We start from the raw sequence: 26,306 nt of genomic DNA, 5'->3' as shown, positions 1-26,306 counted from the left end.
TACGCGCCACGCAAGCCGGTATTGACGGTGAATAGGGGCAAAAACACTAAAAAGCTCACCTCAGGTGAGCTTTTTAGTTTTAAACAGCAGCACGATCCGTCAGGGGGCTGAAAACTTAATGCAAGTCACTTGCAATATTGCCACAGAGCCCCAGATGGTGTAAAAACCAAGACGTGAAGACATCGTATTTAAAAGGTTCAGATTCAAAAAATGGTGGAGGTGGTTTTTTCCTCCTAAGCCTAGCCTTGCATGGGGTAATGTTAGCACTTCTTTTTGTCCCTTTACTCTGGGACGCTGATCTTTCTACTTATAAGGCCAACCCCATCATAGAGGGTTTTAATGTCGAGCTTGTGGATGTCACCATGGACAATGTCAGATTTAACCCGAAGGATTTTGAAAAGGCCAAAGTGGTCCGAAAAAAGATCAAAAGGGCTGAAGAGGCTACGGCTGAAAAGAACACAATTTCAGCAAAAGCCACCTCAAATCTGTCAACGAATACTCTGAAGGTGGCTCCTCAGGATGGCGGGGACCCACTCGGAACGGATCATGAAGACCGAGAAGGTGCAGGCGCTTTAGATGGCGAAACCAAAAGAATCTTAATGTCTTACAAAGATTACTTGTCCAATTATCTCAATAATTCCAAACAATATCCCCGCATGGCAGAGAAGCTCAGACAAGAGGGCATGGTGGTTTTAGTCCTTGAGATTGATGCCAAAGGTTTAATCAAAGAACTTAAAATCAAGCAGTCTTCAAATTATAAAACTTTAGATGTGGCGGCCATCAATCACGTGCGTTCGCTATCGCCTTTTAAAGAACTTCCAAGCTCTGTCAGTCAGTACCGAGTGGAAGTCCCCATTGTGTATAAGATCAATTAGCTTTGGAGGAGCCTTCGTGCTTATAAAGTTCATTCTGTATTTTGTTGTGACTTCGTTTATGGCTGCTCAAGCTATGAAACCAGTCCCTACAGCAGAGCTGTCCGTCACACCTTCTATGGCTTCGGCTCGTCTCGCATCCGATTCTCACGTCGTCCTTAATCCTGAAAGAAGCGCCCCTACAGCAGTCCATCTCACACCAGACACAAAGGAACCTCCCGTCACCACCAAAGTGCAGATGTCTCAACATGAAGTCATGGGTGCGGTGTCGAAATATTTAAAGCGCCCTTTGATTCTGGTGTTTGATGAGGAATGCAAGTCGTGCGTTCGTTTGGTTAAAAAGATGGGCAAAGAGTGTAAGAATAAAGAGCAATTAAATAAAAATGTCGCCGTGCTGGCTTTTGGGGACAGGCAAAAAATCAGAGCTAAACTGGTCTCTCTTAAAGGAATCCAAACTCAAATTTATGATCACAGCAGAAGTAAAGTTTTCTTAATAGAAGCCACACCGTCTTTATGGATCGAAGATCAAAAACAATGGAAGTATGGGGTGAAGGACATCTCTACTTACCTATGGGATAAAACCAATGAACTGTGCCACTCCTAAAACTTCTGAAAATTTAGAACAGCTTCTTCGTCTGATGAAAGATGAAGGACTGAGAATTACGGAACAGCGCCGCGCTTTGCTTGAGCTTTTACTTGAGACCGACAAGGCCATGACGGTACCACAAATCTTCCAAGAGCTGCTCAGCCGAGACGTGCAAGTCGATGAGGCCTCAGTCTACCGCAGCATCAAAGTTCTTAAAGATATCAAGGTGGTCCATGAATTAAACCAAGGCCAAGTGAGCCTTTGCCAGCACTCGACATGTGGCTCTAAGCATCTCCACATGAGCTGGCTTTGTGACCAATGCGGCAACGCCGATGAGCCCACAATCAAAAACCAAGACCTAGAATCTCTACAAAAAATCCTAGGTTTCAAGCGCAACCAAATCTCCCACGTCCGCGTGAACTACCTCTGCAAAACCTGCCGCACCCCCTAGTTACACTGAATTTAGAATTGGAATTTGATTTGAGATTCCTTTAGAAATTAGGTTATACCTTCGATTCCAACGCAGCAGAGACGGGTGCAAAGCGTCTTCGGCACGCGTTACCCTGTGGGACCTATGGCCCCACAGGCCAACGCATGTCGGATACGCATTGCTCACTTCTGAGGTTGAAATCGAAGGTATAACCTAATTTCTAAAGGAATCTCAAATCAAATTCCAATTCTAAATTCAGTGTAACTAGGGGGGAGCTTAGTGGGTGTGCAGGCTGTGAATGATAAAGGTGATGAGGGTTCCAAGGATAAAGCCGACCCAGCCCAATCTGTCTTTGAGAGCTAGGGGAATCAGATGGGTGAAGGAGATGTAAAGCATCACGCCTGTGCTAAAGGGTAAAACATAAGATTTAAAGTCAAATAGGCTGATGCCCACGACACCCACGACAGAACCGATGAAGAGTAAAGCTCCTATGACTATAGACACCTGGATGGCTCTAGACTTAGAGAGTCCACCAGCAAGGCCCAAACTCGCGGCAAGTGCGCCGTTGGAGATAGAATGAAGCAAAAATCCAAGGCTTGTGAGCCAGCCCACTTGTGATCCCATGTGAAAGGCTGTGGAGATTTCTAAGCCATCAAAAAATGAGCAGACTGTCACACACCCCACGGATAAACATGCTGTTTTGAGAGTGATGTGGGGTTCATGGGTGTGAGAGTGACTGTGCACGCAGAACTCGTGACCGTGGCTCTCAGTCGTAGTAGAACCTAGGGTGCTTAACTCTAGGGTTTGTGCCACTTTTTTCTCTAAAATGATCACAAAAAAGACCCCAAGAAGAATCAAGAGTGCGGGCAGAATTCCAAAACCAAAAGGATCGTGAGAGTGCTCATTGCTATGAATTTGAGCATCATGTAAGGGTGTAGGGTGAGAGTGAAAGACTTGTGGCAGGAACTCTGTCAGTGCGACTCCCACCAAAAGTCCTGCACCAAGGGCAATAAAAAAGCTTAAAAATTTATGAGAACGGTCCATGGTACGTGCCACAGCAATGCCCAAAAGCGCAGTAGCAAGGGCAATCGAAGCCGTGGTCAGAAGTGTATATAGAGCGTAGTGAGTCATATTCAGTGCTCATCCTTTGCAAAGCTGGAGGGGGTTCTATGGTATCGCCAGTGATCAGGAGTATCATCAAGTCTATGCTTCTGGCAAAAAAAAGTTATCAACATTTATCAAGTCAAGCAAAGAATTGTGTAGGATATTTCACAAATTTGTAATTCGATCTCATGTTGATTTTAAAAGCAGATTGTGGCAGCTTTGACTAGTATAGTTAAATAAATTGGGGCCTAGCCTCCTAAAGGAGATAAACATGAAAGCTATTCAAATTCTTTTAATCGCGTTGTCATTCGCTGTTACTGCCGTTTCTTTTACTGGATGTAACAAAAAAGCACCAGAAGCCACAGTAGATGCAGTTGAGGATGCTGGGGATTCTATGGAAGACGCTGGCGATGAGATTGAAGACGCTACTGACGAAATGGCAGAGTAGTCTTAAAGTTAAAGCCTTTATTAGTAAGGTATATGACCTGCTGGTGTGATTTCACTCAGCAGGTTTTTTGTTTTTTTAATGTTGTAAATCTAGATAAGGGCTATTATTACCTTGACTATGGGATTTGCAAAAAAGTTTTCTTTTCAAAGCTATATTCGTTTATATGCGATATTTTTCCTCACACTTCTAGTCCATAGAGTCGTGTTTTGGTTTGTGTTCTCTTCAGGTGATTTGCCCTTTTCTGAGATCACGAAAGCGTGGTGGTTGGGTCTCAGATTTGACTTGCGCATGGTCTCTTTATTTTTTTTAGTCAGCTTTGGGATCTTTCTGATTTTAAATCCGCTTTTTATTTTCTTTAGACTTAAACAGTACTTTTATCTTTTTCAAAAAATTTGGTTTTCTTTAGGTTTAGGATTTATGTTGATCTGCACTTGGGTGGATTTTGGAAACTACTCCTATCTTGAAGAACGTCTGTCCTCTAAAATTTTGGCTTTGTTATCCAACCCCATGATTGCTTTAGGTATGGTGATGCAGAGTTACCCCATTGCAGCTTTGGTGTTGGGATTTTTATGTTTGGCTGTCGCCATTTATCTTTTAATTTCCAAAGTGGGTTTTGTCTTTAAAGAAGAGATGTTTTTTTACTCTCGCCCTATCACGCCACTGTATATTTCTATCGGAAAGTATGTAGTGATCTTTTTGCTTCTTGCTCTTACGGTTCATTCCAAACTGTCGCAGTATCCACTGCGTTGGAGTGAAGCTTATTTTTCTAGAAATACTTTTATCAATCAATTTGCTTTAAGCCCGATTCAAAATGTGTATGACACCTACAAGTTCAATAAACAGACTGTCGGTGCCGAGACCATGAAAAAGGAGCTGAGTCTGTTGCAGCCTGAAGTGGCTATGACAGACGACCCAGAGAATCTTCTGTTTGTGCGTAAGCAGCCCACCATTGGAAATCTACCTCAAGACGTCAATGTGGTTGTGATCATGATGGAGTCTCTGGCGTCCTTTAAACTGGGACATTTTGGCAACCCTTTCGATACCACACCCCATTTAGATAAGGTCATCCGTGAAGGACTGCTCTTTGATAACTTTCATGTCATCAAGACGGGCACAGCTGCTTCGATCTTTTGTTTTTTGACGGGCATTCCTGATCTCAATGAAGAAGAGACCGCCTCAAGAAACCCTCTTGTTGTCGACCAACATACGATGATCAATAATTTGAGTGAGCACTCCAAATATTATTTTATTGGGGGAAGTGCCAATTGGGGGAATATTCGAGGCATCATTCAAAACAACATTTATGATCTTAAACTTTATGAAGAGGGAATGTTTAAAAAGTCTTCTTTGAATGACATCTGGGGAATTTCTGACCTAGAGCTTTTTGAAGAGAGTCATAAGATATTAAGCCAAGAGACCAAACCCTTCTTTGCTTTCATTCAGACGGCGGGCTATCATAAGCCCTACACTATTCCGAAACGCACTGAGGGTTTTGAACTTAAAAACTTAACAGATGAAGAGATGGCTAAGTATGGATTTTTTAGCAATGACGAATACAACTCTTTGCGTTTTTCCGATCATGCTTTAGGCCACTATTTTAATATTGCCAAAGATGCAGAGTATTTTAAAAATACGATTTTTGTGATTTATGCGGACCACGGATTAAGATCCTATGATGCCAAGACTTTGAGTGCTTTTTATAATGCCCATAAGTTTCCAGTGCATCATATCCCATTGGTGTTTTACTCTCCTTTATTTGATGAAACTTTAAAAGGACAGGTCAATTCCACATTGGGGTATCAACCTGACATCTTGCCTACATTGATGTCTATGATGGGACATGAGGGACCGAACTCTACTTTTGGAATGGACTTGTTATCGGAAGGTGCTCAAAAAAGATCAGGAGTGTTTCTTGCGGGTGAGGGCTCTTACCCCGCGAAGTTCTTTGATGGAGAGAATATCATCTATTCTTCGATCACTGATGCGAAAGACATCAAAGTCTTTCACACTCAGGATTTTCTAAAACAACTGTATCACACTGAAGACGCAAAAACCTATGTCGATCAGCTTGTGGATGTTTCTGCTTTGGATGAAGAGGCTCGTCAAAACATAGAACGCAAAGCCCAGTTAGGTCGTGCCTATTACAATGCCATTAAATATAAATTAAGACACAATCAAAAAGCTAAAGTGGAAGAGAAGTACAAAACGCTTTTGGTGGAGGAATCCAAAAAGTTAAAAGAGCAAAACGTCACTTACACCGAAGGCGAAACGCCTACGTCTTTGTAGTAGGCGACAGATTTAAGGCTTACCTATAGCCGTTAAAAAGTCATGAAGACATCATTTTGTGTGGAGTTCAAGGCTGTGAAGCGGTAAAGGGCTTCACTTTTTAGTGCTGAGCGAGTGCGAGGACAGATAAAGCGATCAGTCCTCGTCGCTGTCTAGCTCGTCAGAATCAAATTCGAGTTGGGGTGGATTTTTTAAGGCTTCAAGCTGCATGTACTTTCTGTGGCTTAAAATACTAAATGGGAAGGTGGCAACATAAAGCACTGCTGCTGTAAGCAGAGTTTGCCATGTGTGAATGGCCAGCACGGAAGCCAGTAGAATGATCAGTACCAAAAGCACACGAACAGACGTTCGGGGCATAGAACCCATATTTTTAAATGAAAATGTCGGCATTTGGCTTACAGTGAGAATTGAGATCGCCACTGTGTTAAGCAGAATTAAATAACTTGGAATTTCTATGTTAATAAAACGACAGTAAAAAGGGGTGAGAACTAAGAAGGCACCTGCAGGGGCAGGAACGCCTGTAAAGAATTTCTTTTTCCATTTATAGGTCGCTTCTTCTTGGCTTTCTACGTTAAAGCGAGCCAGTCTAAGACAAATACAGATGGTAAAGATCAGAGACACCACCCAACCTAAAGACTTAGCGTCTTGTAAGGCCCAAAAGTACACGATCAGCCCTGGGGCGACACCAAAGTTTACAAAGTCAGCCAAAGAATCCAACTCGGCTCCAAATTTACTAGAAGCATTGAGCAGTCGTGCGGCTCGTCCATCAATCCCATCCAGAATAGCTGCAAATAAGACAGAGATGATGGTCACCTCAAATCTTTGTTCGTAAGCCATACGGATAGAGGTCAAGCCCGCACTGAGGGCGAGTAAGGTGATGGCGTTAGGAATAAGAAAACGAATGGGAACGTTATTTCTGCTTTTTTGACCGTTTTTCATTTTGAAGTCCAATTAGTTTCTGATTTTCACTAAACGTGTTTCGCCCGCTACAGTGGTCTGTCCTTTTTCGACAAAGATTTGATCTACATCTTCAGGATTCAGATACACATCTAGGCGCGAACCAAAACGAATGAGGCCAAAACGCTCTCCTGCCATGATTTCATCGCCCTCTTCGCTCCAGCACAAGATTCTGCGGGCAACAAGACCCGCAATCTGCACCACACCAATGGTGAGCTTAGGGTTAGAGATCACCAGCGCGTTTCTTTCGTTGTGAAAACTGGATTTGTCCAGTTCGGCGTTGATAAATTTGCCTCTGATATAGGCAATCCGTTTAATGCTTCCCTCAATAGGGGAGCGATTCACATGGCAGTTAAAGACATTCATAAAAACAGAAATTTTAACCATAGAAGGCCTGTCAAAACCTAACTCAGGTGGGGGTGTTACTTGTCCTATAAAAGAGACCTTACCATCGGCAGGGCTGAACACAAAATCAGGCTCATTAGGGGTGACACGCTCAGGATCTCTAAAAAAGTAAGCGCACCATAGGGTTAAAAATCCGCCAATCCACAGCAAGCTTGTCGAGAAAAACCCAAGAACAAGGCTCACAAGGGCAAAGATCAGGATAAAGGGGTACCCAGCAGGGTGAATAGGGACAAAGGAATTGGTGATGCTCTTATATAAACTCATAGGCATAGGTCTCCTTGAAAGTGCTTTTTATGTCATGCTCCATAGCATAAAACATGCTGATATAAGGTCTATATCCATATAATATAAAGGACTACAAAATAGTCTCACTGGAGGTTCTGTGATGACAGCAGAAGATATCGTATTTGCCGTTTTATGTTTTGGTTTTGTGTTTCTATGTGTGTATTTTCTTGCAGTTGTAAGAAAAGAGAGAGCCAAAGCCATACAAAATAAAAAATAGTCGAGGTGAGCGATGAGAAACATAATATCAAAAGTTTCATTATTGGGGATGGGTGCTGTATTTTTAATGTGTACAGCCTGCACGACAGACAGCAGTAGGACTGCCAACGTAGGAAATGCTGTGGAGAGCGACCCCCTAAAAAAGGCCGTTGCCAGTCCCAACAGAGAAGCCAAAAATGCAGCTCGCGATGTCTTTCGTCACCCTTACGAGACCTTAAGCTTTTTTGAGGTGAAGCCAGACATGAGTGTTTTAGAAATCACTCCTGGGCAAGGATGGTACACAGAAATCTTAGGCCCTTACTTAAAAGAGAAAGGCACTTTGTACTTAGCTATTTTTCCTGCGGATAATAAAGTGGAGTATTTTCAAAAAGCCAATGTCGCCTTAAAAGAAAAGATCGCTAACAATGCGGGGACTTATGGCAAAGTGGTATTCACTGAGTTTCAAGCAGGCAAAGAGTTTGCCCCCAAAGAAAGCGTAGACCGCGTGCTGACCTTTAGAAATGTGCACAACTGGGATGATAAAGAAAAGATATTTAAAGGCTTCTATGAGGCTTTAAAACCTGGTGGAATTTTAGGTGTTGTGGACCATCGTGCACAAGCTCACACTAAAGATTTAAAAGGCAGTGGTTATGTCAAACAAGCCGATGTCATTCGCCTAGCCGAGCAAGCAGGATTTCAGTTCATTGAAGCTTCAGAAATCAATGCGAACGCCAAAGACACCACCAATCATCCGAAAGGTGTTTGGACCTTACCTCCTAGTTTAAGATTAGGGGATAAAGATAGAGAAAAGTATCTTGCCATTGGTGAGAGTGACCGCATGACTTTAAAGTTTAAAAAGGTCAGCAAGTAAGATCATCAAGTGTATTTTTTTAATTTTCTTTGGAGGCTTTGACGATGAAGCCCCAACTCTCTGGCAGACTTAGAGATATTGCCTTTGTTCTTTGTTAGAACATAATTGATATACTCATGTTCAATCTGTGAAAGTGACGGAGAGTCTCCTGTTTTGTCTGTGCTTTCTAGTTTTTGACCTAGTAAAGCCTGCTCAATCATTTCAAAGCTTGCGGGTTTAGTCAGGTAATCAACGGCACCTAATTTGACGGCCTCCACAGCAGTAGTAATACTGCCGTAGCCTGTCAGCACAACAGTTCGACAAAGTGGGGAGCGCGTTTTAAGTTTTTCTAAAACATTTAAACCAAACTCACCTTTAAGTCTTAAGTCGATCACAGCAAAGTCAAATTGCACGTCTTCAGGAACTTCAGAGAACTGAGAGGCTTTAATCACATCGTATCCGTGTTCTGTGAACTCTTGTGCCAAGCTTTGTGCAAGATTCAGGTCATCTTCTAGAATCAGTGTTTTTTTATTCATGAGGATTCCTTTTGTTGAGGCCAAATGATTTTAACCAAAGCTCCTGTGGGAGCCGTTAAGTTTTTAATTTTGAGTTGCCCACCTAAAGAGTTGGCAAACAGTTGCGACACATATAGGCCTAAACCCGTACCATGAGTTTTTGTGGTGATAAAGGGTTCAAGTTGTTTTTCTAAAACCAGATGTGAAAAGCCAGGGCCTTGATCTCGAATACTTAGAGTGAATTGTCCATCCACATAATCAAATTGCACACCAATAGGTTTGTGAGGTTCGGCCTCGTGGGCATTATCCAAGAGATTCAAAACCACTTGGGCAAAATTCACAGCAGGTAAAGAATCATATTGAGCATTTGTAATTTGAGTTTGAACTTGGGCTTCAGGGTGTTCCTCTTTCCACGAATCAATGACGTCGTTTAAAAGATCCGCCACACGAATTCTTTTGAATTGATAATCCCTAGAATCAAGTTGTGAAGAGTTCATCTGGTGTAAGATGCCCTCGCAATCTTCGATAGCTTCCAGAGCTTCATAAATTTCTTCTTTGAGCTCTTGAGGTGTATTTTCAATCTGCCCCGCCGCACGCATGATTCTTTGTAAACGTATTTTGGCTGTATTCAAGGGACTGGCAAACTCATGGGAAAAACCCGCTGCAAGTGCCCCTAAAGAACGTAAACGATCTTGTCGTTCTAAAGTCAGAGTGGCTAAGGTCTCTGCTTGGTTGCGTTTTTCTAAATAAGAACCCAAATTTCTCATCACTAGCCAAAATGTAAGGACTAAAAAATGAGAAATAAAAAAGTAAATAGCAATAGGAGCAGTCAGAGGGGCTTGGGCCATAAACTGCATTTGCAGTACGGCGAGTAAAGAGTGGGTGAGGAGCAGCAAAGGAAAGGCCACGCGCCCAGGAATCAAAAGTCCTCCGAGGGCTGTATTTAAAAGGAACAGAACGATAAAAGGATTTTTAATCCCTCCAGAAAACCAGAGCAGATAGGTGAGGATAAACAGATCAAAGGCAAACTGTAAACAAAAGATAAAAGAGTTAATGCGTTTATTGCTTTGAGATTCAAGAAAAAATTTTTCTGTAAACAGAAATAAAGACACTAAATTAAAAGCAAACAGCAAGCAGATGCCAAATAGGTAAAATAAAATATGTCCACTCTGTAAAAACCCAAATTTAAAAGCAGGAAGAACCAGCACTATAAATAGGCCGAGGGCAAACCACCGCAAACGCGTCACCCAGATCAGCTTGGCCACCTCGTTATTAACGATATGAGACGGAAAACGAAGCGGAGATTTCAAAAGCTTTTTCATGCCCTCTTTTTACATCAAAGACAGAGCTGCGCCAAGTTGTGAAGACCAATGCAACAATATGTTGCACAAAAAAACACTAAACGATTTGTATCCACAGTCTTAATATAGAGAACGGCATTTGGGTTTGGGCTTTTTAGTTATATATGGTCAAAATGCGAGTTCGGCTTGGCATGATTTTGCGTTCGCAAAATCATGCCAAACGTCACTGTCTGAGCATTTTGAGTATATATAACTAAAAAGCCCAAACCCAAATGCCTCCACGATCTAGACCTATGAAGGGGGTTGTTTATGTGTCATAAATACATAGTCTTGAATCTTGCCGCTTAAATACCGATAATGTGTAGAGAGAGGCACAGGTCTAGTAGATCTGTTTAGGTTATTTATGGGGGCAGAAAAGATTAAAGAAGATGTCTTATCTATTGATTCCAAGCGCAAAGGTGTGGGTGGAGTTTTAGAGAAGGTTTTGCGTAGGTTTCGTACCCTATCTTTTAGTTTGTTATTATTACCTGTCATTTTTATTTGTGTCTTTTGTGTGGGTGTGGCTGCGGGGCCTGGGCTTTATGTGTTTTTTACTGTGCAAGAGTTTACAGCCCATTGGGCACCTATTTTAAAATATATGGCTATGGGTATAGGCCTTGCGGCAGGTTATTTTATTTATGGCATAAGCTTAGTTTTTGTTGTTCCATTAGTGAATTTTTTAATCCCTTTTAAGGTTAAAGCCTTTCGTGGACCTTGGTTTTCACTTCCTACCATTCCTTGGTTTATTCATAATGCTTTGACTTATATGGTGCGCTTTACGTTTTTAGAGTTCATCACACCCAGTCCTTTAAATGTTTTATTTTTTAAAATGATGGGAATGAAAATCGGCAAAGGTGTCGTGATTAACACGTCAAATATCTCTGACCCTTGTATGATCACTCTTGGGGATTATGTCACCATCGGTGGAAGCGCGACTATCTTTGCTCATTCTGGTCAAAAAGGTTTCTTAATCATTGAGCCTGTCACTATTGGTGATCACACCAACATCGGCCTCAAAGCCAGCATTATGGGCGGAGCTAAAATCGGAAATCGAGTCACCATAAAGCCTCACTCCGTAGTTTTACCCAAACACAAAATCGAAGACGGCCAAATTATTTAAAATATGGTGAATCTCCCAGTCTACAGTAAGAGAGCAGAGATTTTGGGGTCTCTATTTTTATATATATGGTCGAAATGCGAGTTCGGCTTGGCGTAGCTTTGCGAACGCAAAGGTATGCCAAACGTCACTGTTTGAGTATTTTGAGTATATATATAAAAATGGAGACCCCAAAATCTCTGCGGCCGTTAGTGTTGTTGCGGCCCAAGAAGATTGATTTTTAAAGTTTCAGTGCGATCTTTATACTTAAGTTGGATTTGAGTTTGGATTTTATCTTTGTTTTTGAATTTATCTATAGGTGTCTTAAAGAAGATGTGGGACCATCTGTCTTTACTCGGAGAAAGTGACAGAGGAAATTCTGGTGACAGAAGTTGAGAGTCTTGATGCTGGTTCACAATGTCGATCTGGATCAGAGTTTGAGTTTGATTGGTGAGATGCAGTTTAAAATGGTTAAGAACCAGTCTTTGCCCTTGCTCTTCTGTGATAGAAAACGGGGCTTTACTGGCACGTAAGACCTTAAACTCTACAGGTTGTCTAAAGAACAGAATGATAGAAAAGGCGATGCTAAGCCCTAGGATGATTGCTAAATAGCTGCCACTGCGCCAGTTGATGAGTTTGCGTTTCTTGCCCTCAAGCTCAGCCTCTGAAGAGTACCCAATAAGTCCAGTGGGCAGCTTTAGACGAGTCATCACATCATCACAGGCGTCAATGCAGGCCGTGCATGCAATACATTCTAGTTGCGAGCCGTTACGGATATCAATTCCCGTAGGACAGACGATCACGCATTTATAACAGTCGACACAATCTCCAGGCCCTTTTTTGCCTCTGGGTTCTCCGCGTTTTTCATTGTAGGCGACAGTCAAAGAGTCTTTGTCCATTAACACGGATTGAAAGCGTCCATAGGGGCACATGATGATGCAGAACTGCTCTCTAAACCAGCCAAAATCAAACAGGAATAAAAGAGTAAGAGAGTGAACAAAAATAAATAAGTTAATATTGTTAAGCGGATTCCCCAACGTGATGAGCAGCAAGGGTTTTGCCCCTACAAAATAGGCGGTGAAGCTATGGGCGATGTGGGCCGAGACCAGAAAAAACAAAATCCACTTCAAAGCTCTTTTGCTGAATTTGCTAACACTCATAGGAGCTTCATCTAATTTTTTTCTTTCTACGTGATTGCCTTCAATCCATTTTTCAATTTTTCGATAAATAAAATCAATGAATACAGTTTGAGGACAAGCCCATCCACACCAGGCTCTACCAAAGACAGAAGTTATAAAAACTAACAGCATGGCAAAGATAAAAACTGGAAAAAAGAACAGTGGCGCATCATGAGCATAAAAGGTGCTGCCAAAAAACGTGAACTCTCTTTGTGCTAAGTCCAGTAAGATGGTCTGCTTGCCCTGAAATTGAGTCCAAGGCAAAACTAAAAAAATAAAAACTAAAAAACCATAGACAAGATTTCTGCGAGTACGAAAATACCCTAAGACCTCGGCGGGATGAATATAAACACGGAACCCTTTTTTATCTAGGGTTGAGGGGCGTTCTGTAGGGAGGTCTCTGGGGTTGTAGCTCATTCTTCGACTAAGTCTCCTTGGGGAGGTCGTCCAGAGGCTGGGGGCATCTGTTTAATATAAACGGCCACAGCAAGGTGATACTCTTTAGGAATCATGTCTTCCCAAGGGGGCATCCCTTTATCGGGAAATCCTTTTTTAAGAGCCACAACAATGGCATCGAGTTCACCCTTAGAGTGAATCCAGTACTTATCGGTCAAGTTAGGCCCAACAGTGCCTTCTCCATTCATTCCATGACAAGCGGCACATTTTCCATCGTACTGTCTTTTAGCTTCAGCCATCACACTGGCATCAGCTAAAATGCTATTCACATCGTTCATGTCTATGGGTTGCTCTTCAGGTGCGTCTTGCGCGTTTTGTTGCTGTAGAGCCTCCACCTTTGCCATATCTGCTGCTAAAATTTCATGACTGGTAGGGCCACCAAAAAGTTCATAGTATCCGTAATAAAAAATACTAAACACAATAGTGATGTAAAAGGTGAATAGCCACCATTTAGGTAGTGGATTATCAAGCTCTTTAATGCCATCGTACACGTGTCCTTCGATGATTTGTCCTTCAACGTTTTTGTCGTTCTCACTCATGGTGTTCTGCCTTTCTCATGGGTTTGTCGTATAGTGGGATTAAGGAATGTCTTTGGTGCTCTTTTTTTGATGTTAAAAAGAACACGCGATAAAGCATAAATAAAAAGACAGCAAAAAATAAAAGAAAGCTCAGTAAAATCCAATCGGGATTTACAAAATGATTTAAAATCTCCTTTTTCATTTTTGCTCTCCTTCTGATGCCACAGAATCAATCGGTGTTACTTTTTGACCTAAGGCTTGTAGGTAAGCAATCAAAGCCACGATCTCTTTTTGTTCTAGAGCTGAAGCTGTGATTCCTTGTTCGCGCAGTTCATAAGAAAGCTCACGCGCTTGCTTTTCTGCCACAATATCCGCATTGGCCACGGTGTCTTGATCATAAGGCACACCTAAGTACTTCATGACAGAAAGCTTTCTTCTTAAAGAGTAAAAGTCGGTCTTCTTATTTAACAGCCAAGGATAACTAGGCATCAAAGAATCAGAAATGACTTCGCGTGGGTCACGCATGTGTCTGTAGTGCCAGATGTGAGGATATTTTTTCCCTACGCGAGCCAAGTCTGGCCCAATGCGTTTTGAACCCCATTGAAAAGGTCTGTCGTACATGGACTCTGCCACACTAGAGGCAGGACCAAAACGTAGAACGTCAAACGGTAGAGTTCTGATCTGTTGAGAGTGACAGGTGTAACAGCCTTCACGCACATAAATGTCCCGCCCAGCTAGTTCCAGAGGAGTGTAAGGTTCGGCTTGGACTTTTTCATCCACGTATTTATGTAAAGACAAGGTCGGTACAATTTCAATGACAGACCCAACGGCAATAGCCACAAATGACAACACACTAAAAGTTAAAACCGCACCTTCAAGCCGTCTGTGCCCAGAGGACTTGTGTTCACCAGTGCTTTCACGTTTTTCCAAAGGTTCAGCCACTGGATCATCTGCAAGACCTTTAGAGTTTCTGATGGTGCACACCATGTTGTAGATCATCAGCACAGTTCCAATAATAAATAAAACACCGCCTGCTGCGCGCACATAATACAGAGGCACAATACGAGTCACGGTTTCCACAAAGTCAGGGTAAACTAATTTTCCTTGATCATTGATGGCTCTCCACATGAGTCCTTGAGTGATCCCCGCTACAGTCATGGAGATGTAGTAAAGTAAAATCCCTAATAGCCCCACCCAAAAGTGAATGTTAGCTAACTTTTCACTGTAAAGTTTGGTGTTATAAAGTTTTGGAATCATATAATAAAGCATCCCAAAAGTCAGAAACCCGTTCCATCCCAAAGCCCCACCATGAACGTGAGCCACAATCCAGTCGGTGTAGTGAGCTAACGAACTGACAGATTTAATAGAAAGCAGTGGGCCTTCAAATGTGGCCATCCCGTAGAAAGTCACAGCAGTCACCAAGAACTTAATCACAGGACTGGTTCTTAAAAGATGCCACGCACCTCTTAAAGTTAGAAGACCGTTGATCATTCCACCCCAACTTGGAGCCCATAACATCACACTGAAAACCATACCCAAGGTCTGTGCCCAATCAGGCAAAGATGTGTTTAACAGATGGTGAGGACCTGCCCAGATGTAAATAAAAATTAAAGCCCAAAAGTGAATGATAGATAGTTTATATGAGTACACAGGGCGTTCTGCGGCTTTAGGAATATAGTAGTACATGAGTCCTAAAAATGGTGTGGTCAAGAAGAAGGCCACGGCGTTGTGTCCATACCACCATTGCACCATCGCATCTTGAATTCCCGCATACACGGGATAGCTGTTAAGCATACTCACTGGAATTTCGATGGAGTTAAAGATATGTAAAACCGCTACAGTGATGATAGTGGCAATATAAAACCAGAGGGCCACATAGATATGTTTTTCCTTACGATTTTTTAAGGTCATAAAGAAGTTAAGTCCAAAGATCACCCAGATCAAAGCGATAGAGATGTCCAGAGGCCATTCCAGTTCGGCATACTCTTTACTTTGAGTAAAACCTAGAGGAAGAGTGATTGCTGCTCCAACGATGATAGCCTGCCAACCCCAAAAGTGAATACGACTTAAGACATCAGAGAACATACGTACTCGACAGAGTCTTTGCGTGGAGTGGTAAATCCCTGCAAAGATGGCATTACCTGCGAAGGCAAAAATAGCCGCGTTGGTGTGTAGGGGTCTAATCCTACCAAAGGTCAGCCATTCGAGATCAAAGTTAAACTTCCAGTAGCTGAGTTGCAAAGCCGCTAGCAGTCCCACTGTAAATGCGATGATTCCCCAAAATAGGGTCGCAAATGCGAAGTCTCTCACGATTTTATTATCGTAATAATTCTTGTCGTTTTCAGTCATTGTTTATTGCCTCTTTTTCTGTTTGACGTTGCTATCTAATTCTAACTTTTAATACTCATTCAAAATTTTAAAAAACGTAACTCCCAAAAATTTAAAGCCCCAAACTTCAAACCTCAATCCCCAAAACCTAAACTCTAAACGCTTTTTTTATATCTTGGCTTCTTTGTCTTCTGTTATGCGTTCCAGTTCTTTTTTGTAGCGTTGTTCATTTTCTTTCTCGATCTCATCGAGTAAAACAATATGTGCTGGAGTTTCTAAGTCATCAAACTGTTCTGATCTTACGGCTTTGATGAAAAACAAGATAAACAGAGTGGCTAACAAAATAGAGATAGGAATAGTCATAATTAAGATATTCATTTTAACTCACTTGTTTGTGGGTGTTTTAAATATAAAAAATAAAAGGTCAGACCAATTACAGTAAAAGAACTTGTGGGCATAATGATAGCCGTCAGAAGAGGGGTAATGACTCCAGATAAAGCCAGTGTGCCAAAGGTGAGGTTGTATAATGTAGAAAGCATAAGGTTTCTTTTGATGGTTTGAAGTACGTCCCTTGAAACTTCAAAAAGTGGAATGATCTTAGCGATCCCAGATTTATTAAAATGAACATCAGACGCCTTAAAGGTGGCCTCAACACTGTTATTCACAGAAATACTTAAATTAGACTTGGCCATGGCAATGCTATCATTAAGACCATCGCCCACATAAAGCACATGTCGAGATTTAAACCCTTCGACAAAGTCCGCTTTGGATTCTGGCGTCTGGTCATAGATAATGTTTTGGGGTTCAAATCCCAGTTGCCCGCCAATCTGTGCAGAAAATTTTTGATTGTCTCCAGACAGCAAATAACTTTGGATGTTCTTAGATTGTAAGAAGTCTAAAGCCAACTTGGCATCTTCTTGCAACGTAGAAGAAAAACTAATGTGAAGTACAGGAACGCGGTTCTTAGTGAACACAACTTGCCCTTGTTGCTCATGACTCTTTTCTAGTGAGTAAATGTCGTCTTTTACTTGGGCCTTGACTCCTTCTCCAATTCGCTCGGCCACATTCAGAGTCAGTTCTATATTTTGTGGATTCACACTTCGCAGTAAGGCTTTGGCCACGGGATGTTCGCTATGACGTTCAAGAGCAAAAATAATGTCTTGTTCCTCTTGTGTAGGTCTACGGGGATGCCACTGGGTGACTTCCAAAGAAGACTGAGTCAGGGTTCCTGTCTTATCAAAGATCACATGTCTTGTGTGATTGATCTTTTCAAAGGTGTCAGGATTTTTGATCAAAATGTCTTTGTGAAACAGCCTTTTCACCCCTAAAGATAAAGCCAGAGGAGTGGCAATGGCTAAAGCACAAGGACAGGCCACCACAAGTAGAGCTAGAACGCGGTGAAGTTTTTCATCAAAACCGACACCAGAGTAAAAAGTTAAAAATAATGCGGAGGTTCCAAGAAGTACATACGTTAAAATTTGTGCAGCCTTATCTGTAAAGGTCACAAGCTCTGTCTTTTGTGTAAGAGCGGCATTGAGCCGTTCAAAAATTTCATGAATGCGTGAGGTCTTAGATGTGGACTGAGCTTCGATCAACGCTGAAGAAGAAAGAAGCTTAGAACCTGAATAGACTCGATCAAATTTTTGCAATGTGACGGGAAAAGACTCACCAGTCAGAAGTGAAGTGTCAAACTCGGCCTTATCACTGAGTAAAATTCCATCTACAGGTAAAATACATTGGGCCTGTAGATCAATGTGATCCTTAGGCTCAATACTTGTGATGTCGGCGCTGATAAATTCAGTTTGCCCTGCCTTTTTAAGACGTGTGGTTTTTGAGGGGAGGATCTCTGCCATCGAAAGTGGTGTTAAAAACTTATTTTTAATTTGAAACACAAGGTAACGAGTGCACAGTAGAAAAAAGATCAACCCCGCTAAGGAATCAAAATAAATATTGGGGTTACCTTGCACCAGATTTTTAAAACTTAATGCTCCACCGACAAGTAGAGCCAAAGCAATGGGAAGGTCCACGGAAGGAGTAAGATTTTTAAGTGCGGAAAAGCTTCTGTGTAGGATCGGGTATCCACTAAAGAGAAGTGCAGGAATATAAAACACAAAAGACAACCACGACAGTGGTCCTGCGTACACGGTCTCTTCAGCTCCTAGGTATAGTGCAAAACTTAAGAGCATAATATTTCCCGCACATGCCCCAGCTACACCTAAACGAATCAAAAATAGTTTATTTTCTTTGTGATAGTCTGAAGTTTCATGCAGTTCGGAAGTGGTGATGTCCTTGGCAACATAACCTAATTTTTTTAAAGCCAGAACATACGTCTCACCAGCAAAAGTTTCAGGCGCATCAAGAGTGAGGGTTTTATTGGCTAAGTTAAATTTTAGATTTTCAATTTTAAAATCAGATTTGGACAGCTCGCGAATTTTAGCAATGCACTTAGTGCAGCTGACCCCATCCACGCGATAAATGTAATTTTGAATGGCTGTAGGCGCATGTGTCGGATCCATATTTACTCGCAAAGGGGAGGGAGGGTTTGCAGACATTTTAATGGTTTATGACGACTGAAGTTATGTTGTTTTGCAGTTTAAAACATGATATTTATCAGACAATGTCTTACGGTCAAAAACCCTCTCTTTTATGTGGTTCATGCAATACGCCTGCAGGCTGTTCTGCAGTTGCTAAAAGCGTCTTTAAGGGCCTTAACGACGAGTCCTTTAAGAGTATGAATGATGAGAAGCACTCTCGTCAGTATAAAAAAGGGCAGACCATTTTTATTGAGGGTCATCCTCATCATGGTCTATTCTGTATAAATTCAGGTAAAGTCAAATTGATCAAAGGCACTGTGGATGGGCGCGAAACTATCATGCGTATTGCTAAACCTGGGGATGTGATCGGTGGGGTGGGTTTCTTAAATAAGACGGGTTATGCGACTACGGCTGTTGTGATCGAAGATGCAGTGATCTGCCTGATCAGTGATGATCTCTTCCAAGATCTTTTACTTAAAGATCGTGTTTTGGCTCTGAATATGGTTCGCCGCTGGGATGAAGAGATGAAAGAGGCGCAAGAAGTGGCCCATGCTCTAGCTCACAAGAACAGCAAGGGGCGTTTAGCCTTCATTCTTCTGAATCTCTATCAAGACTTCCATGGTGCAGATGAGATAGGTTCTTTTTTAGATGTGCAGCTCACGCGAGAAGAGTATGCCTCTTTAGTGGGTGTCGCCGTAGAAAACGTCATACGCTGTTTTGCAGAGTTGAAAAGAGATGTCATTCTTTCCGAAAATAAAAAAAGAATTTACATTCAAGACCTGTCACGCTTACAAGAGGCCGCCCAAAGGTAGACTCAAGCTCCCAAAAACGTTATAAGCCCTTAAATTCTATCAATAATCCATAAGATAAGAGGGTAAGCTTATGATGAAAAAAGTCTTTAAATGGCAGAGCCTTACATTCCAAGTGATTTTTGCCTTAATTGTAGGGGCCTTATTGGGTCTCATCATCAATCTTACAGGCACTAGGGACATTGCATTTGTTAAAGACTTTGTGATCTTTGGAGCGTTTGATGTTGGTGGACAGATTTTTATGCGTCTGTTGCAGCTTGTAGTTGTGCCTGTGGTGCTGGTCTCCTTAATCAGTGGAACGGCGGGTTTGGGTGATATTGCGCAATTGGGTCGTATTGGAAGCCGAACGCTTTTGATCTATATTTTGACTACCATTTTAGCTTTAGCCATTGCTATTACTGTGGCCATTCTTATTGGCCCAGGTCGGGGCTTTGAGCTGAGTGCGGATGCGATCAAATTTGAAGGCGCTGAGGCACCACCCCTATCTACCTTGCTTGTGAATCTTGTGCCCAAAAACCCCATCGATGCTCTGGCTAGTGGTAACATGTTACAAGTGATCTTCTTGTCGATCTTAATAGGAATGGCTCTGACTTTGACGGGTGCTGCTGGGAAAAGAATTTTAAGTATTGTTGAAGACTTAAATGTTGTGGTGATGAAGATCGTAGGCATTGTGATTATGTTTTCGCCAGTGGGTGTGTTTTGCTTGATCGCTAAGGTGTTCTCAGAGCAAGGACTTGTGGCCGTTATGCCTTTGGCCAAATATTTCTTTACGGTTTTAGCCTTACTTTTGGTTCATCTGTTTGTGGTTTACTGTATAATATTAAAAACATTTACTGGATTAAGTCCCGTTCAGTATTTGCGAAATATTTATGACCTACTTATTTTTGCTTTTAGCACATCGAGCAGTAATGCCACGATTCCTGTGACCATGGACACCACAGAAAATAAATTGGGAGTTTCAAACTCAGTGACTTCGTTTGTCGTTCCTCTAGGTGCAACCTTAAACATGGATGGAACTTCAATCATGCAAGGGGTGGCGACAGTATTTGTAGCGCAAGCCTATGGCATTGATTTGTCCTTAAGCCAATACCTGATGGTGATCTTTACTGCCACGTTAGCCACAATCGGCACTGCGGGTGTACCCGCTGTGGGTCTGATTATGTTGTCTATGGTGTTTAACCAAGTGGGTCTTCCTGTCGAAGGCATTGGAATCATTATGGCTGTGGACCGTCTATTAGATATGACTCGCACGATGGTCAATGTGGCAGGGGACAGTATGGTGGCGTGTGTCATTGGTAAAAGCGAAAAGCAGCTCGACGAAGACATCTTTTACGGACGCAAAGCTCCCACCGAAGAACCTGTGATTTAAAGCGGGTGCCAACCAATAACGGACATGTGAGATTAAATTCAATCCCAATCTTGCTGAAAGTAGTGAACTACTTTTTAATATCCTGAGAGTTGTCTGTGCTAGGGATCATAAACTTTTGACTCATTGTAGGGTCAGAAAATGTTTTGGGTGATCCCATTAAACTTCCTTTGTTTAAGGTGTCTACTAAGTCTAAGTTGGGATTATTGATCGCCACCTGTAGTAATTCTCTTAGGTTAAAGGATTTAAAAAGGTCTTCTCGTTGTTGGGCTGAGGAGCGAAAGTCTTTTTTTCTAAAGTACCGATCGTATTTCTCATAGAGAGCGATGATGTCCACAAACGCCCCACCAGGAAAGATAAGTACGGGTGGATAGTAATCGCGGTAAAGGTCCGCCATGATCTGTTCAAGGTCTGAAGGAGAGTAACGGTAGTTTCTGATTACAAATTTATTTTCCTGGTAAGTGCCTTTATCGGTCTTAAGGCTTTCCCATGTAATGAGGTCAGAAACAAAGGCGTACTCAAATTCAAAAACTACGGGAATCTGTTTGTCTTCGGCCCATTGTTGGGACGGCAAGGGCTCTTGTAAGGCTTTGGCTAAAATGGCCATAGAGTAAAGTTCTAAAAAAGGATCGCTGGAATGAGCTTTTAAAAAGTCACCAATGATCTGTCCCTTGCGATTGACAAGAACATGGATTCTAGCCTTTCCATTTAAGCGGTATTTTACAAAGTCGTCAGGAAACCCCGAATGAAATCGAACTCGTGACCAAAGACTTTTATAAAAACTATTGTTCTCAAAACTTTTAACAATTCCCCCTTGATTGACATACCCAAAAGCTCCTGTGGGTGAGTAATTGTCATAAGTGGCCGCTGTAGTAATGGGGGCGTCCTCATGCCCTTCAAACACAGAACCCGAAGGATCGCTCAATTTATTTTCGACCACATCCACATAGGTGGGCCCTGCTTGAAATAGGGGCGAGCCTTTGGGTTTCTTTGCCTGTGTTTGTGAAGGATTTTTTGTTTTCTGTGATGATGTTGTCGCCACGGTGTTTACATTTTGTTCCTGAGAGGGTGAAGAGACAGGAGCCAGATTGTGCGCCCGTTCCCCATCAGCGCGATGAGGGTCTGTATTGTCGTTTATTACTGTGATCTCAATGGGAGGTGCATCTAGAGGTTTTAAAGGCTCAGTGGATGTGAAAATGGAGGAAGTAAGATGTAAGCCCCCTAATCCTATATGTATAAGTAGAGATACACCCAAAGCCGTGATCACGGGTTGACGGCGTAAATAGGATCGCAGTTGGGGTAAAGATAAAGATTTACAAATCATAGGGCCATCCCATTCTTATGATTTTAAGGCATTTTCTAGTTTTTTTAAACCTTTAAATAGCTGACGCAGCGAAGGCGACGACGAGGAGTTTGGCCTAAAATTTCTGTAGAGACCCAATCTTTTAAGTTTTCATATCGATCAGAGGTGGATCTGTCATATTCTAAGTATTGCCCCGTTAAAATATTAAACGTCCCATACCCAGCATAAGAATCAAAATTTGAGTTTAAAAGATGTTTGGCAAACATAGTGTCAGCAGAAATGCGAATGCTTTTGTTGTGGTATGTATTTAAAAAAGCAGGGGTCACACTGCTTAAACTGAAAGGATTTGTGGTGACGCGAAGAAGGTTTAGGCGTTCATTGTGGCTGTAGTACCAATCCAGCACTTTTTGTGCAGTATAAAGACCTGCGCCTGAAAGAGTGAAATCTAGCAGCACCAACTCTTTACCTTGTCGTTCTGAGGGCCTGGGTAAATGTTGATTTAAATGAGTTTGAATCCACGCTGCCACCTCCTGCGCGTTGGCAGCAGAAAAGCTTAGGTCAAAACTTTTTCCACGAAAGGGCAGCCCTGTGTTGGCAATCCCTTTGTTGTCCATAAGGGCTTTGATCAAAGCCAGACTTCGTCCCACAAATACATAATGATATTTTTCTGGCGGGTAAATTTTAAGAATGCGTTCTGTAATGCGAAGGGCCTCAGTGATGGTCGACTCTTGTCCAAACACCGCAGCCACCTCTTTCTGAGCTAAGGGAACGACTGCTTTTTGTGATGTTAAGAATGTGTCTACAGAGACCACTTCTGACTGAGTGAAGGTGACATCCTCTGCCGCTTGCAGGTGACGTAAAGGGACGACACCTAGAAGCACAAATAGTGTTAAAACCAAATAAAGGGACTTTGAACTCAGTAGCAAGGGACTCCATCCATATTACGTTATCAAGAAATATTTTTGCAAAATGTATTCCTTTTTAAATACTAGAGGACTATCGTCGACAATAGTCCTCTTTTTACTTTAACTTACATCCCACATAATATTGTTTCTAATATTACGTGGGAATAATTTACTTCTTAATATAGTGTAAGTTAAAGTTTTTCATCTTTTCTGCAGGCTCCTCTGATAGAAGAGGAATCTTTTCAATATAACCTAGTTCTGAAGGAAACAGGGCAAAGATAAAGTGTGAAGCCTGCTTTAACTGCGCCTGATCGGGCAGTTCTCTATTTGAAAGATTGAGCATATCATTAAAACGATAGGACTCTGCCGAACGCTTCTTTGAAGTGATATTGATATAGGCTCCTTTAGGATCAAAAATATTTAAGTTATACGTAGGAGTATGAGTGATCAAGTTCCAGACGTTACTACTTTGATTTAAAACAGATTGAATTGGAATTCTTTTACTGGATTGCAGATGGATCATCTGTCGGCTTTGCAGACTGCCACCTTGTACGTAAACTAAAATAGTGTGCCCTAAATCATTTTTGTATAAGACGTGAGGGTCATTCTGTTTGGAATACAGAGTCACTCTTAAAGAACTCATCGCCATTGTATCTACAACTTGTTTGTTTTGATAATCATAGAGGATCAAAGAGGATTGATCTTGCAGTAGGGCCTGAGTGTTAGACAGAGGTGCGATCCATTTGATATCGTTAATTCCTAAAGGAGCGATTTCATAGACCCAACTCTGGTTGGCCATGCTTTGAGTCACATCAATAATGGCGAGGTCTCCACTGCTCAGTCCTAATAAAAGAGTTTGCCCATCAGGGGACAGATCTCCAGACACAATGCTATGATTTTGACTGATGACAGGGCCACCCACCCAAGAGTCTGTGACTTCACCACTTGGGTCAAGTTGTAAAAAACCTACAGAGGCCAGATCATCGTAGACCACTAATCGACCTGCTGCCTTGGCAAAGGCCGCAGAGATAGGGCGTCCATTAAAACGTATGGGGTTGTGAATGGCTGTGCCTGTCGAACGATAAATGGACATTTGGCTGGGGCTGAGGTCAATCACATAAGACATGTCATTATTGGCCACAAGGTAATGATCGTCTTTAGGATTTTTGACGTTAAAACTCTGTTGGGTTTGCAGGTTTTGCAGATCAAAAATATGAATCTTTTTTATTTTGCTATCAAAAAAACTGACAATCTGCGAGTTACCTTGATCGCTCTGTGAAGAGATAGAGTCAAGACTGTTCCCAATCAGGTATTCGCCTTCAACATCAGGTAAAACATCGCATCCAGTTATCAAAATAAGTGCAATAAGACTAAGAAGATATTTTTTGAAATTAAAATCCATAGCTGACTCCTAAAGTTCCAGACACCTTTGTATCATTTTTTTCTAAATTAAAAACATTATATTTGTAAAAAGTTTGGTTCACTCCCACCCCAAGATGAATCCAAAACGAATTGCTTAAAGGGTAATAGTATTGAGCATATAAACCTAAACCCATGCCTGAATCATCGTCTTTAGCTGACGTGAAGCTGTCCTTGGCTTTTAAATCTGCTAACGTGTATTCAAAGTTTAGGTCGACGTTGATAAAAGATTGTCCCCAAGCAGTGAGTGGATCAGCATTATTAAAGAACCTATAGCTGACTCCTAAGTGGTACACCTGAAGCTGTTCTTCGATGGTGGTGTCACTCATAACATCTTCGGTGGCGCGTTCTCCGCGCAGTCCCGCATTGAATCCCCAGTTCAGATTCCAGTAACGGCGATAATTCAGTTTAAAACTTCCATAATAATCTTGATCATAGGTGTTGCTGCTGGGGTTGACAGAAAATAAACCTACAAATCCCAAGTCTACCCAGTTTTTTACGTGGCTTTGCGATCTGTGTAAGGCTCTTTGATAGTTGTGGTAGAGCATAAGAGAATTCGCTTCGGTAGCAATAGAAGAAGCCATGGCATTGATAAATTCGCGCTGTCCTTGAGCGCTGGTGAAAGGACCCACAGGGCCTTGATCTGCCAACCTCCCATCTTCAAAAGAGATCAAGTGCATCAGCTCATGAGTGAGCAGAAAGACTCTTTGTGCTTGAGACGCTTTTAAAAAGTTATCTTTATTTATGGTGACGGTGTGGTCGTTAATATTGGCTACAGCATCAGCTGCAACTTCGTGGTCCTCATGTGAAAGAACATTGATAGAGGAGTGGGTCCACTTAAAATAAGCTTTATTATTTTTTAGGATGTCTAAGACTTGGGGTGTGACACTCACAAGTCCTTTTTGGCAGAACTTCTTTTGCGACTCTTGCAGTTGATTGAGAGGTCGACAAATGGAGTTTTGAGTCCACATAGGTGGGCATTCACAAAGCTCAAGATCCTTTACTTTTTGAGTTCTGGCAATTTTTGTAAAGGTCTTCTCAATCTGTTCTAGGGTGATCTTAAGCTCCACGTCCCCTGATGTGCCGCCGTTGCCTACAAACGTATTTGCCGAAGCAAATTCTGCTAGGGCGGTGAAGCACAGTAGTGCTAAAAATGACAAGGCCATTTTGTAGGTGTTAGTTTTCATCCGTGACTTTGTCATTGGGTTGTCCTCCTGTAGGGCTTAAGTTGATAATCAGTTGGTAGAGCTGAATGTGACTGTTATTTTCTGGGGCTTTCTCTGCAAATAGTTTAAGTTTTTCAACAAATTCTGTAATCAGTTCGCGCAGTTCTTCGTGTTGCTTTTGATCCAGAACTAGAGTGAAGGTGTTGGCAATTCGTTCTGCCACCGAATAAACTTCAAGATTATGGCTGGCAATACTTAGAGCCTTTTTGTGAAACTGCCTGATCTTGCGATGAGGGATGGGGGACTCGGCTACATCTAGATTGGTGTCTACAACAATATGACCTTGTGGGGTTCTTTTGAGGTAGCCGTACTTAAGTAAAAAATCCATCGACTTTTTGATTCTAGGCGGAGGGGCGATGCCAGACAGTTTTTCGTAAACTAACTGTGGATTTTTTTGAATCTCAGCAATCATAAATAAGTCTTTGACATAAATATTGAGCCAATCATTCAAAAGATGAATCCCAGTGTCTTTGCGCGAGCGAATAGGTGCGCTTGGTGTTGTGAGTTCTTCAGTAAAACCGGCATCTAAACTTTGCAGCCAATTTTTAAAATAAAATTTTTCTGAAGCACTCAAATTTAGAAGTTTGGCCAGCTCATCCGCACGATCAGGATTGATTCGTCGCTTACCTTTAAGAATCAGAGAGATCAACGCAGGGGAAACCTTTCTTAAAGACTGAGTCTCTTTAAGGACCGAAAAGTGAGGCTCACTTTTGCGTCGGTACTCCAGCATACTTTTGATAAAGTCGACGGGGTCTTGGTAAGTGCTGATGATGGGGCGTAAAGTAACGTTTTCCATGAACTATAGTTACCGCGTAAATATAAGCAAAATCAAGAAGATATATGATTTTGTAATTTACATTGTAAAAATTAAGATGTGCATTAAGTCCTTGAAATG

Annotated in this window: 24 protein-coding genes and 2 pseudogenes; 9 read left to right on the top strand and 17 right to left on the bottom strand. The window is 41.9% G+C overall.

Annotated elements, in window-relative coordinates; translation table 11 throughout:
* The first annotated feature begins 257 nt into the window (after nt 1–257).
* From M9899_11060 to M9899_11050, 3 genes are read left to right on the top strand one after another with little or no spacing between them, the layout of a single operon-like run.
* On the top strand, nt 258–875 hold the full coding sequence (locus M9899_11060) for a TonB family protein (GenBank protein MCO5114695.1): 618 nt from the start codon (nt 258–260) through the stop codon (nt 873–875).
* A gap of 16 nt (nt 876–891) precedes the next feature.
* Nucleotides 892–1,476, top strand: coding sequence for a hypothetical protein (locus M9899_11055; GenBank protein MCO5114694.1), 585 nt, complete (start codon nt 892–894; stop codon nt 1,474–1,476).
* Entirely contained in the window at nt 1,457–1,909 is a 453-nt protein-coding gene (locus M9899_11050) for a transcriptional repressor (GenBank protein MCO5114693.1), read from the top strand. The genes M9899_11055 and M9899_11050 overlap by 20 nt, the downstream gene beginning before the upstream one ends.
* A gap of 255 nt (nt 1,910–2,164) precedes the next feature.
* On the opposite strand, the gene M9899_11045 is transcribed toward M9899_11050, so the two are convergent.
* Nucleotides 2,165–3,019 (bottom strand): hypothetical protein, encoded by an 855-nt coding sequence (locus tag M9899_11045; protein ID MCO5114692.1) that lies wholly within the window; start codon nt 3,017–3,019, stop codon nt 2,165–2,167.
* Between the two features lie 244 nt (nt 3,020–3,263).
* Between M9899_11045 and M9899_11040 the strand changes: the two genes are divergently transcribed.
* Nucleotides 3,264–3,440 carry a hypothetical protein gene (locus M9899_11040; protein MCO5114691.1) on the top strand — a complete coding sequence of 59 codons (177 nt, stop codon included), beginning with the start codon at nt 3,264–3,266 and terminating at the stop codon, nt 3,438–3,440.
* 117 nt (nt 3,441–3,557) lie between these two features.
* A complete protein-coding gene (locus M9899_11035; protein ID MCO5114690.1) occupies nt 3,558–5,726 on the top strand; it encodes a sulfatase-like hydrolase/transferase in 2,169 nt (722 codons plus the stop codon).
* A 135-nt stretch (nt 5,727–5,861) separates the two neighbouring features.
* Here M9899_11035 and pssA read toward each other — a convergent pair whose 3' ends face one another.
* Complete coding sequence (gene pssA, locus M9899_11030; GenBank protein MCO5114689.1) at nt 5,862–6,665, bottom strand: CDP-diacylglycerol--serine O-phosphatidyltransferase; 804 nt, start codon at nt 6,663–6,665, stop codon at nt 5,862–5,864.
* A gap of 12 nt (nt 6,666–6,677) precedes the next feature.
* Complete coding sequence (locus M9899_11025; GenBank protein ID MCO5114688.1) at nt 6,678–7,352, bottom strand: phosphatidylserine decarboxylase; 675 nt, start codon at nt 7,350–7,352, stop codon at nt 6,678–6,680.
* Between the two features lie 250 nt (nt 7,353–7,602).
* Between M9899_11025 and M9899_11020 the strand changes: the two genes are divergently transcribed.
* Nucleotides 7,603–8,439: a methyltransferase domain-containing protein gene (locus tag M9899_11020; GenBank protein ID MCO5114687.1), complete on the top strand. Its 837-nt coding sequence runs from the start codon at nt 7,603–7,605 to the stop codon at nt 8,437–8,439.
* A gap of 5 nt (nt 8,440–8,444) precedes the next feature.
* Here M9899_11020 and M9899_11015 read toward each other — a convergent pair.
* From M9899_11015 to M9899_11005, 3 genes and pseudogenes are all read right to left on the bottom strand, one after another.
* Nucleotides 8,445–8,540: pseudogene (locus tag M9899_11015) on the bottom strand (transcriptional regulator).
* 141 nt (nt 8,541–8,681) lie between these two features.
* Nucleotides 8,682–8,954: pseudogene (locus M9899_11010) on the bottom strand (response regulator).
* Nucleotides 8,951–10,255 carry an ATP-binding protein gene (locus tag M9899_11005; GenBank protein ID MCO5114686.1) on the bottom strand — a complete coding sequence of 435 codons (1,305 nt, stop codon included), beginning with the start codon at nt 10,253–10,255 and terminating at the stop codon, nt 8,951–8,953. The pseudogene M9899_11010 and the gene M9899_11005 overlap by 4 nt, the downstream one beginning before the upstream one ends.
* 382 nt (nt 10,256–10,637) lie before the next feature.
* Between M9899_11005 and M9899_11000 the strand changes: the two genes are divergently transcribed.
* Entirely contained in the window at nt 10,638–11,393 is a 756-nt protein-coding gene (locus M9899_11000) for a hypothetical protein (protein MCO5114685.1), read from the top strand.
* Between the two features lie 185 nt (nt 11,394–11,578).
* Here the strand turns inward: M9899_11000 and ccoG are convergent, their stop codons facing one another.
* The 6 genes from ccoG to M9899_10970 form a co-directional block, all read right to left on the bottom strand.
* On the bottom strand, nt 11,579–12,964 hold the full coding sequence (gene ccoG, locus M9899_10995; GenBank protein ID MCO5114684.1) for a cytochrome c oxidase accessory protein CcoG: 1,386 nt from the start codon (nt 12,962–12,964) through the stop codon (nt 11,579–11,581).
* Nucleotides 12,961–13,542, bottom strand: coding sequence for a c-type cytochrome (locus tag M9899_10990; GenBank protein MCO5114683.1), 582 nt, complete (start codon nt 13,540–13,542; stop codon nt 12,961–12,963). The genes ccoG and M9899_10990 overlap by 4 nt, the downstream gene beginning before the upstream one ends.
* Nucleotides 13,535–13,723 (bottom strand): hypothetical protein, encoded by a 189-nt coding sequence (locus M9899_10985; GenBank protein MCO5114682.1) that lies wholly within the window; start codon nt 13,721–13,723, stop codon nt 13,535–13,537. The genes M9899_10990 and M9899_10985 overlap by 8 nt, the downstream gene beginning before the upstream one ends.
* Nucleotides 13,720–15,870 (bottom strand): cytochrome-c oxidase, cbb3-type subunit I, encoded by a 2,151-nt coding sequence (gene ccoN, locus M9899_10980; protein MCO5114681.1) that lies wholly within the window; start codon nt 15,868–15,870, stop codon nt 13,720–13,722. The genes M9899_10985 and ccoN overlap by 4 nt, the downstream gene beginning before the upstream one ends.
* Before the next feature lie 147 nt (nt 15,871–16,017).
* Nucleotides 16,018–16,227: a cbb3-type cytochrome oxidase assembly protein CcoS gene (ccoS, locus tag M9899_10975; protein ID MCO5114680.1), complete on the bottom strand. Its 210-nt coding sequence runs from the start codon at nt 16,225–16,227 to the stop codon at nt 16,018–16,020.
* Nucleotides 16,224–18,365, bottom strand: a complete 2,142-nt coding sequence (locus M9899_10970) for a heavy metal translocating P-type ATPase (GenBank protein MCO5114679.1) — start codon at nt 18,363–18,365, stop codon at nt 16,224–16,226. The genes ccoS and M9899_10970 overlap by 4 nt, the downstream gene beginning before the upstream one ends.
* A gap of 47 nt (nt 18,366–18,412) precedes the next feature.
* Between M9899_10970 and M9899_10965 the strand changes: the two genes are divergently transcribed.
* The gene (locus tag M9899_10965) at nt 18,413–19,195 is read left to right on the top strand and encodes a Crp/Fnr family transcriptional regulator (protein MCO5114678.1); all 783 of its coding nucleotides are present in this window, start codon (nt 18,413–18,415) and stop codon (nt 19,193–19,195) included.
* 70 nt (nt 19,196–19,265) lie between these two features.
* Nucleotides 19,266–20,561 carry a dicarboxylate/amino acid:cation symporter gene (locus tag M9899_10960; protein MCO5114677.1) on the top strand — a complete coding sequence of 432 codons (1,296 nt, stop codon included), beginning with the start codon at nt 19,266–19,268 and terminating at the stop codon, nt 20,559–20,561.
* Nucleotides 20,562–20,628: 67 nt separating this feature from the next.
* Here M9899_10960 and M9899_10955 read toward each other — a convergent pair whose 3' ends face one another.
* The 5 genes from M9899_10955 to M9899_10935 all read right to left on the bottom strand — a co-directional run bounded on the left by M9899_10955 (nt 20,629) and on the right by M9899_10935 (nt 26,207).
* Nucleotides 20,629–21,882: a hypothetical protein gene (locus M9899_10955; protein MCO5114676.1), complete on the bottom strand. Its 1,254-nt coding sequence runs from the start codon at nt 21,880–21,882 to the stop codon at nt 20,629–20,631.
* Between the two features lie 44 nt (nt 21,883–21,926).
* Nucleotides 21,927–22,787, bottom strand: a complete 861-nt coding sequence (locus M9899_10950) for a hypothetical protein (protein ID MCO5114675.1) — start codon at nt 22,785–22,787, stop codon at nt 21,927–21,929.
* A 148-nt stretch (nt 22,788–22,935) separates the two neighbouring features.
* Nucleotides 22,936–24,168 (bottom strand): hypothetical protein, encoded by a 1,233-nt coding sequence (locus M9899_10945; protein MCO5114674.1) that lies wholly within the window; start codon nt 24,166–24,168, stop codon nt 22,936–22,938.
* Nucleotides 24,158–25,387, bottom strand: coding sequence for a hypothetical protein (locus M9899_10940; protein MCO5114673.1), 1,230 nt, complete (start codon nt 25,385–25,387; stop codon nt 24,158–24,160). The genes M9899_10945 and M9899_10940 overlap by 11 nt, the downstream gene beginning before the upstream one ends.
* Nucleotides 25,362–26,207 (bottom strand): TIGR02147 family protein, encoded by an 846-nt coding sequence (locus tag M9899_10935; GenBank protein MCO5114672.1) that lies wholly within the window; start codon nt 26,205–26,207, stop codon nt 25,362–25,364. The genes M9899_10940 and M9899_10935 overlap by 26 nt, the downstream gene beginning before the upstream one ends.
* Nucleotides 26,208–26,306 lie beyond the last annotated feature (99 nt).

Source organism: Pseudobdellovibrionaceae bacterium, from assembly GCA_023954155.1.
Taxonomy (GTDB): domain Bacteria; phylum Bdellovibrionota; class Bdellovibrionia; order Bdellovibrionales; family UBA1609; genus JAMLIO01.
This window is presented reverse-complemented; position numbering and strand designations above follow the sequence as displayed.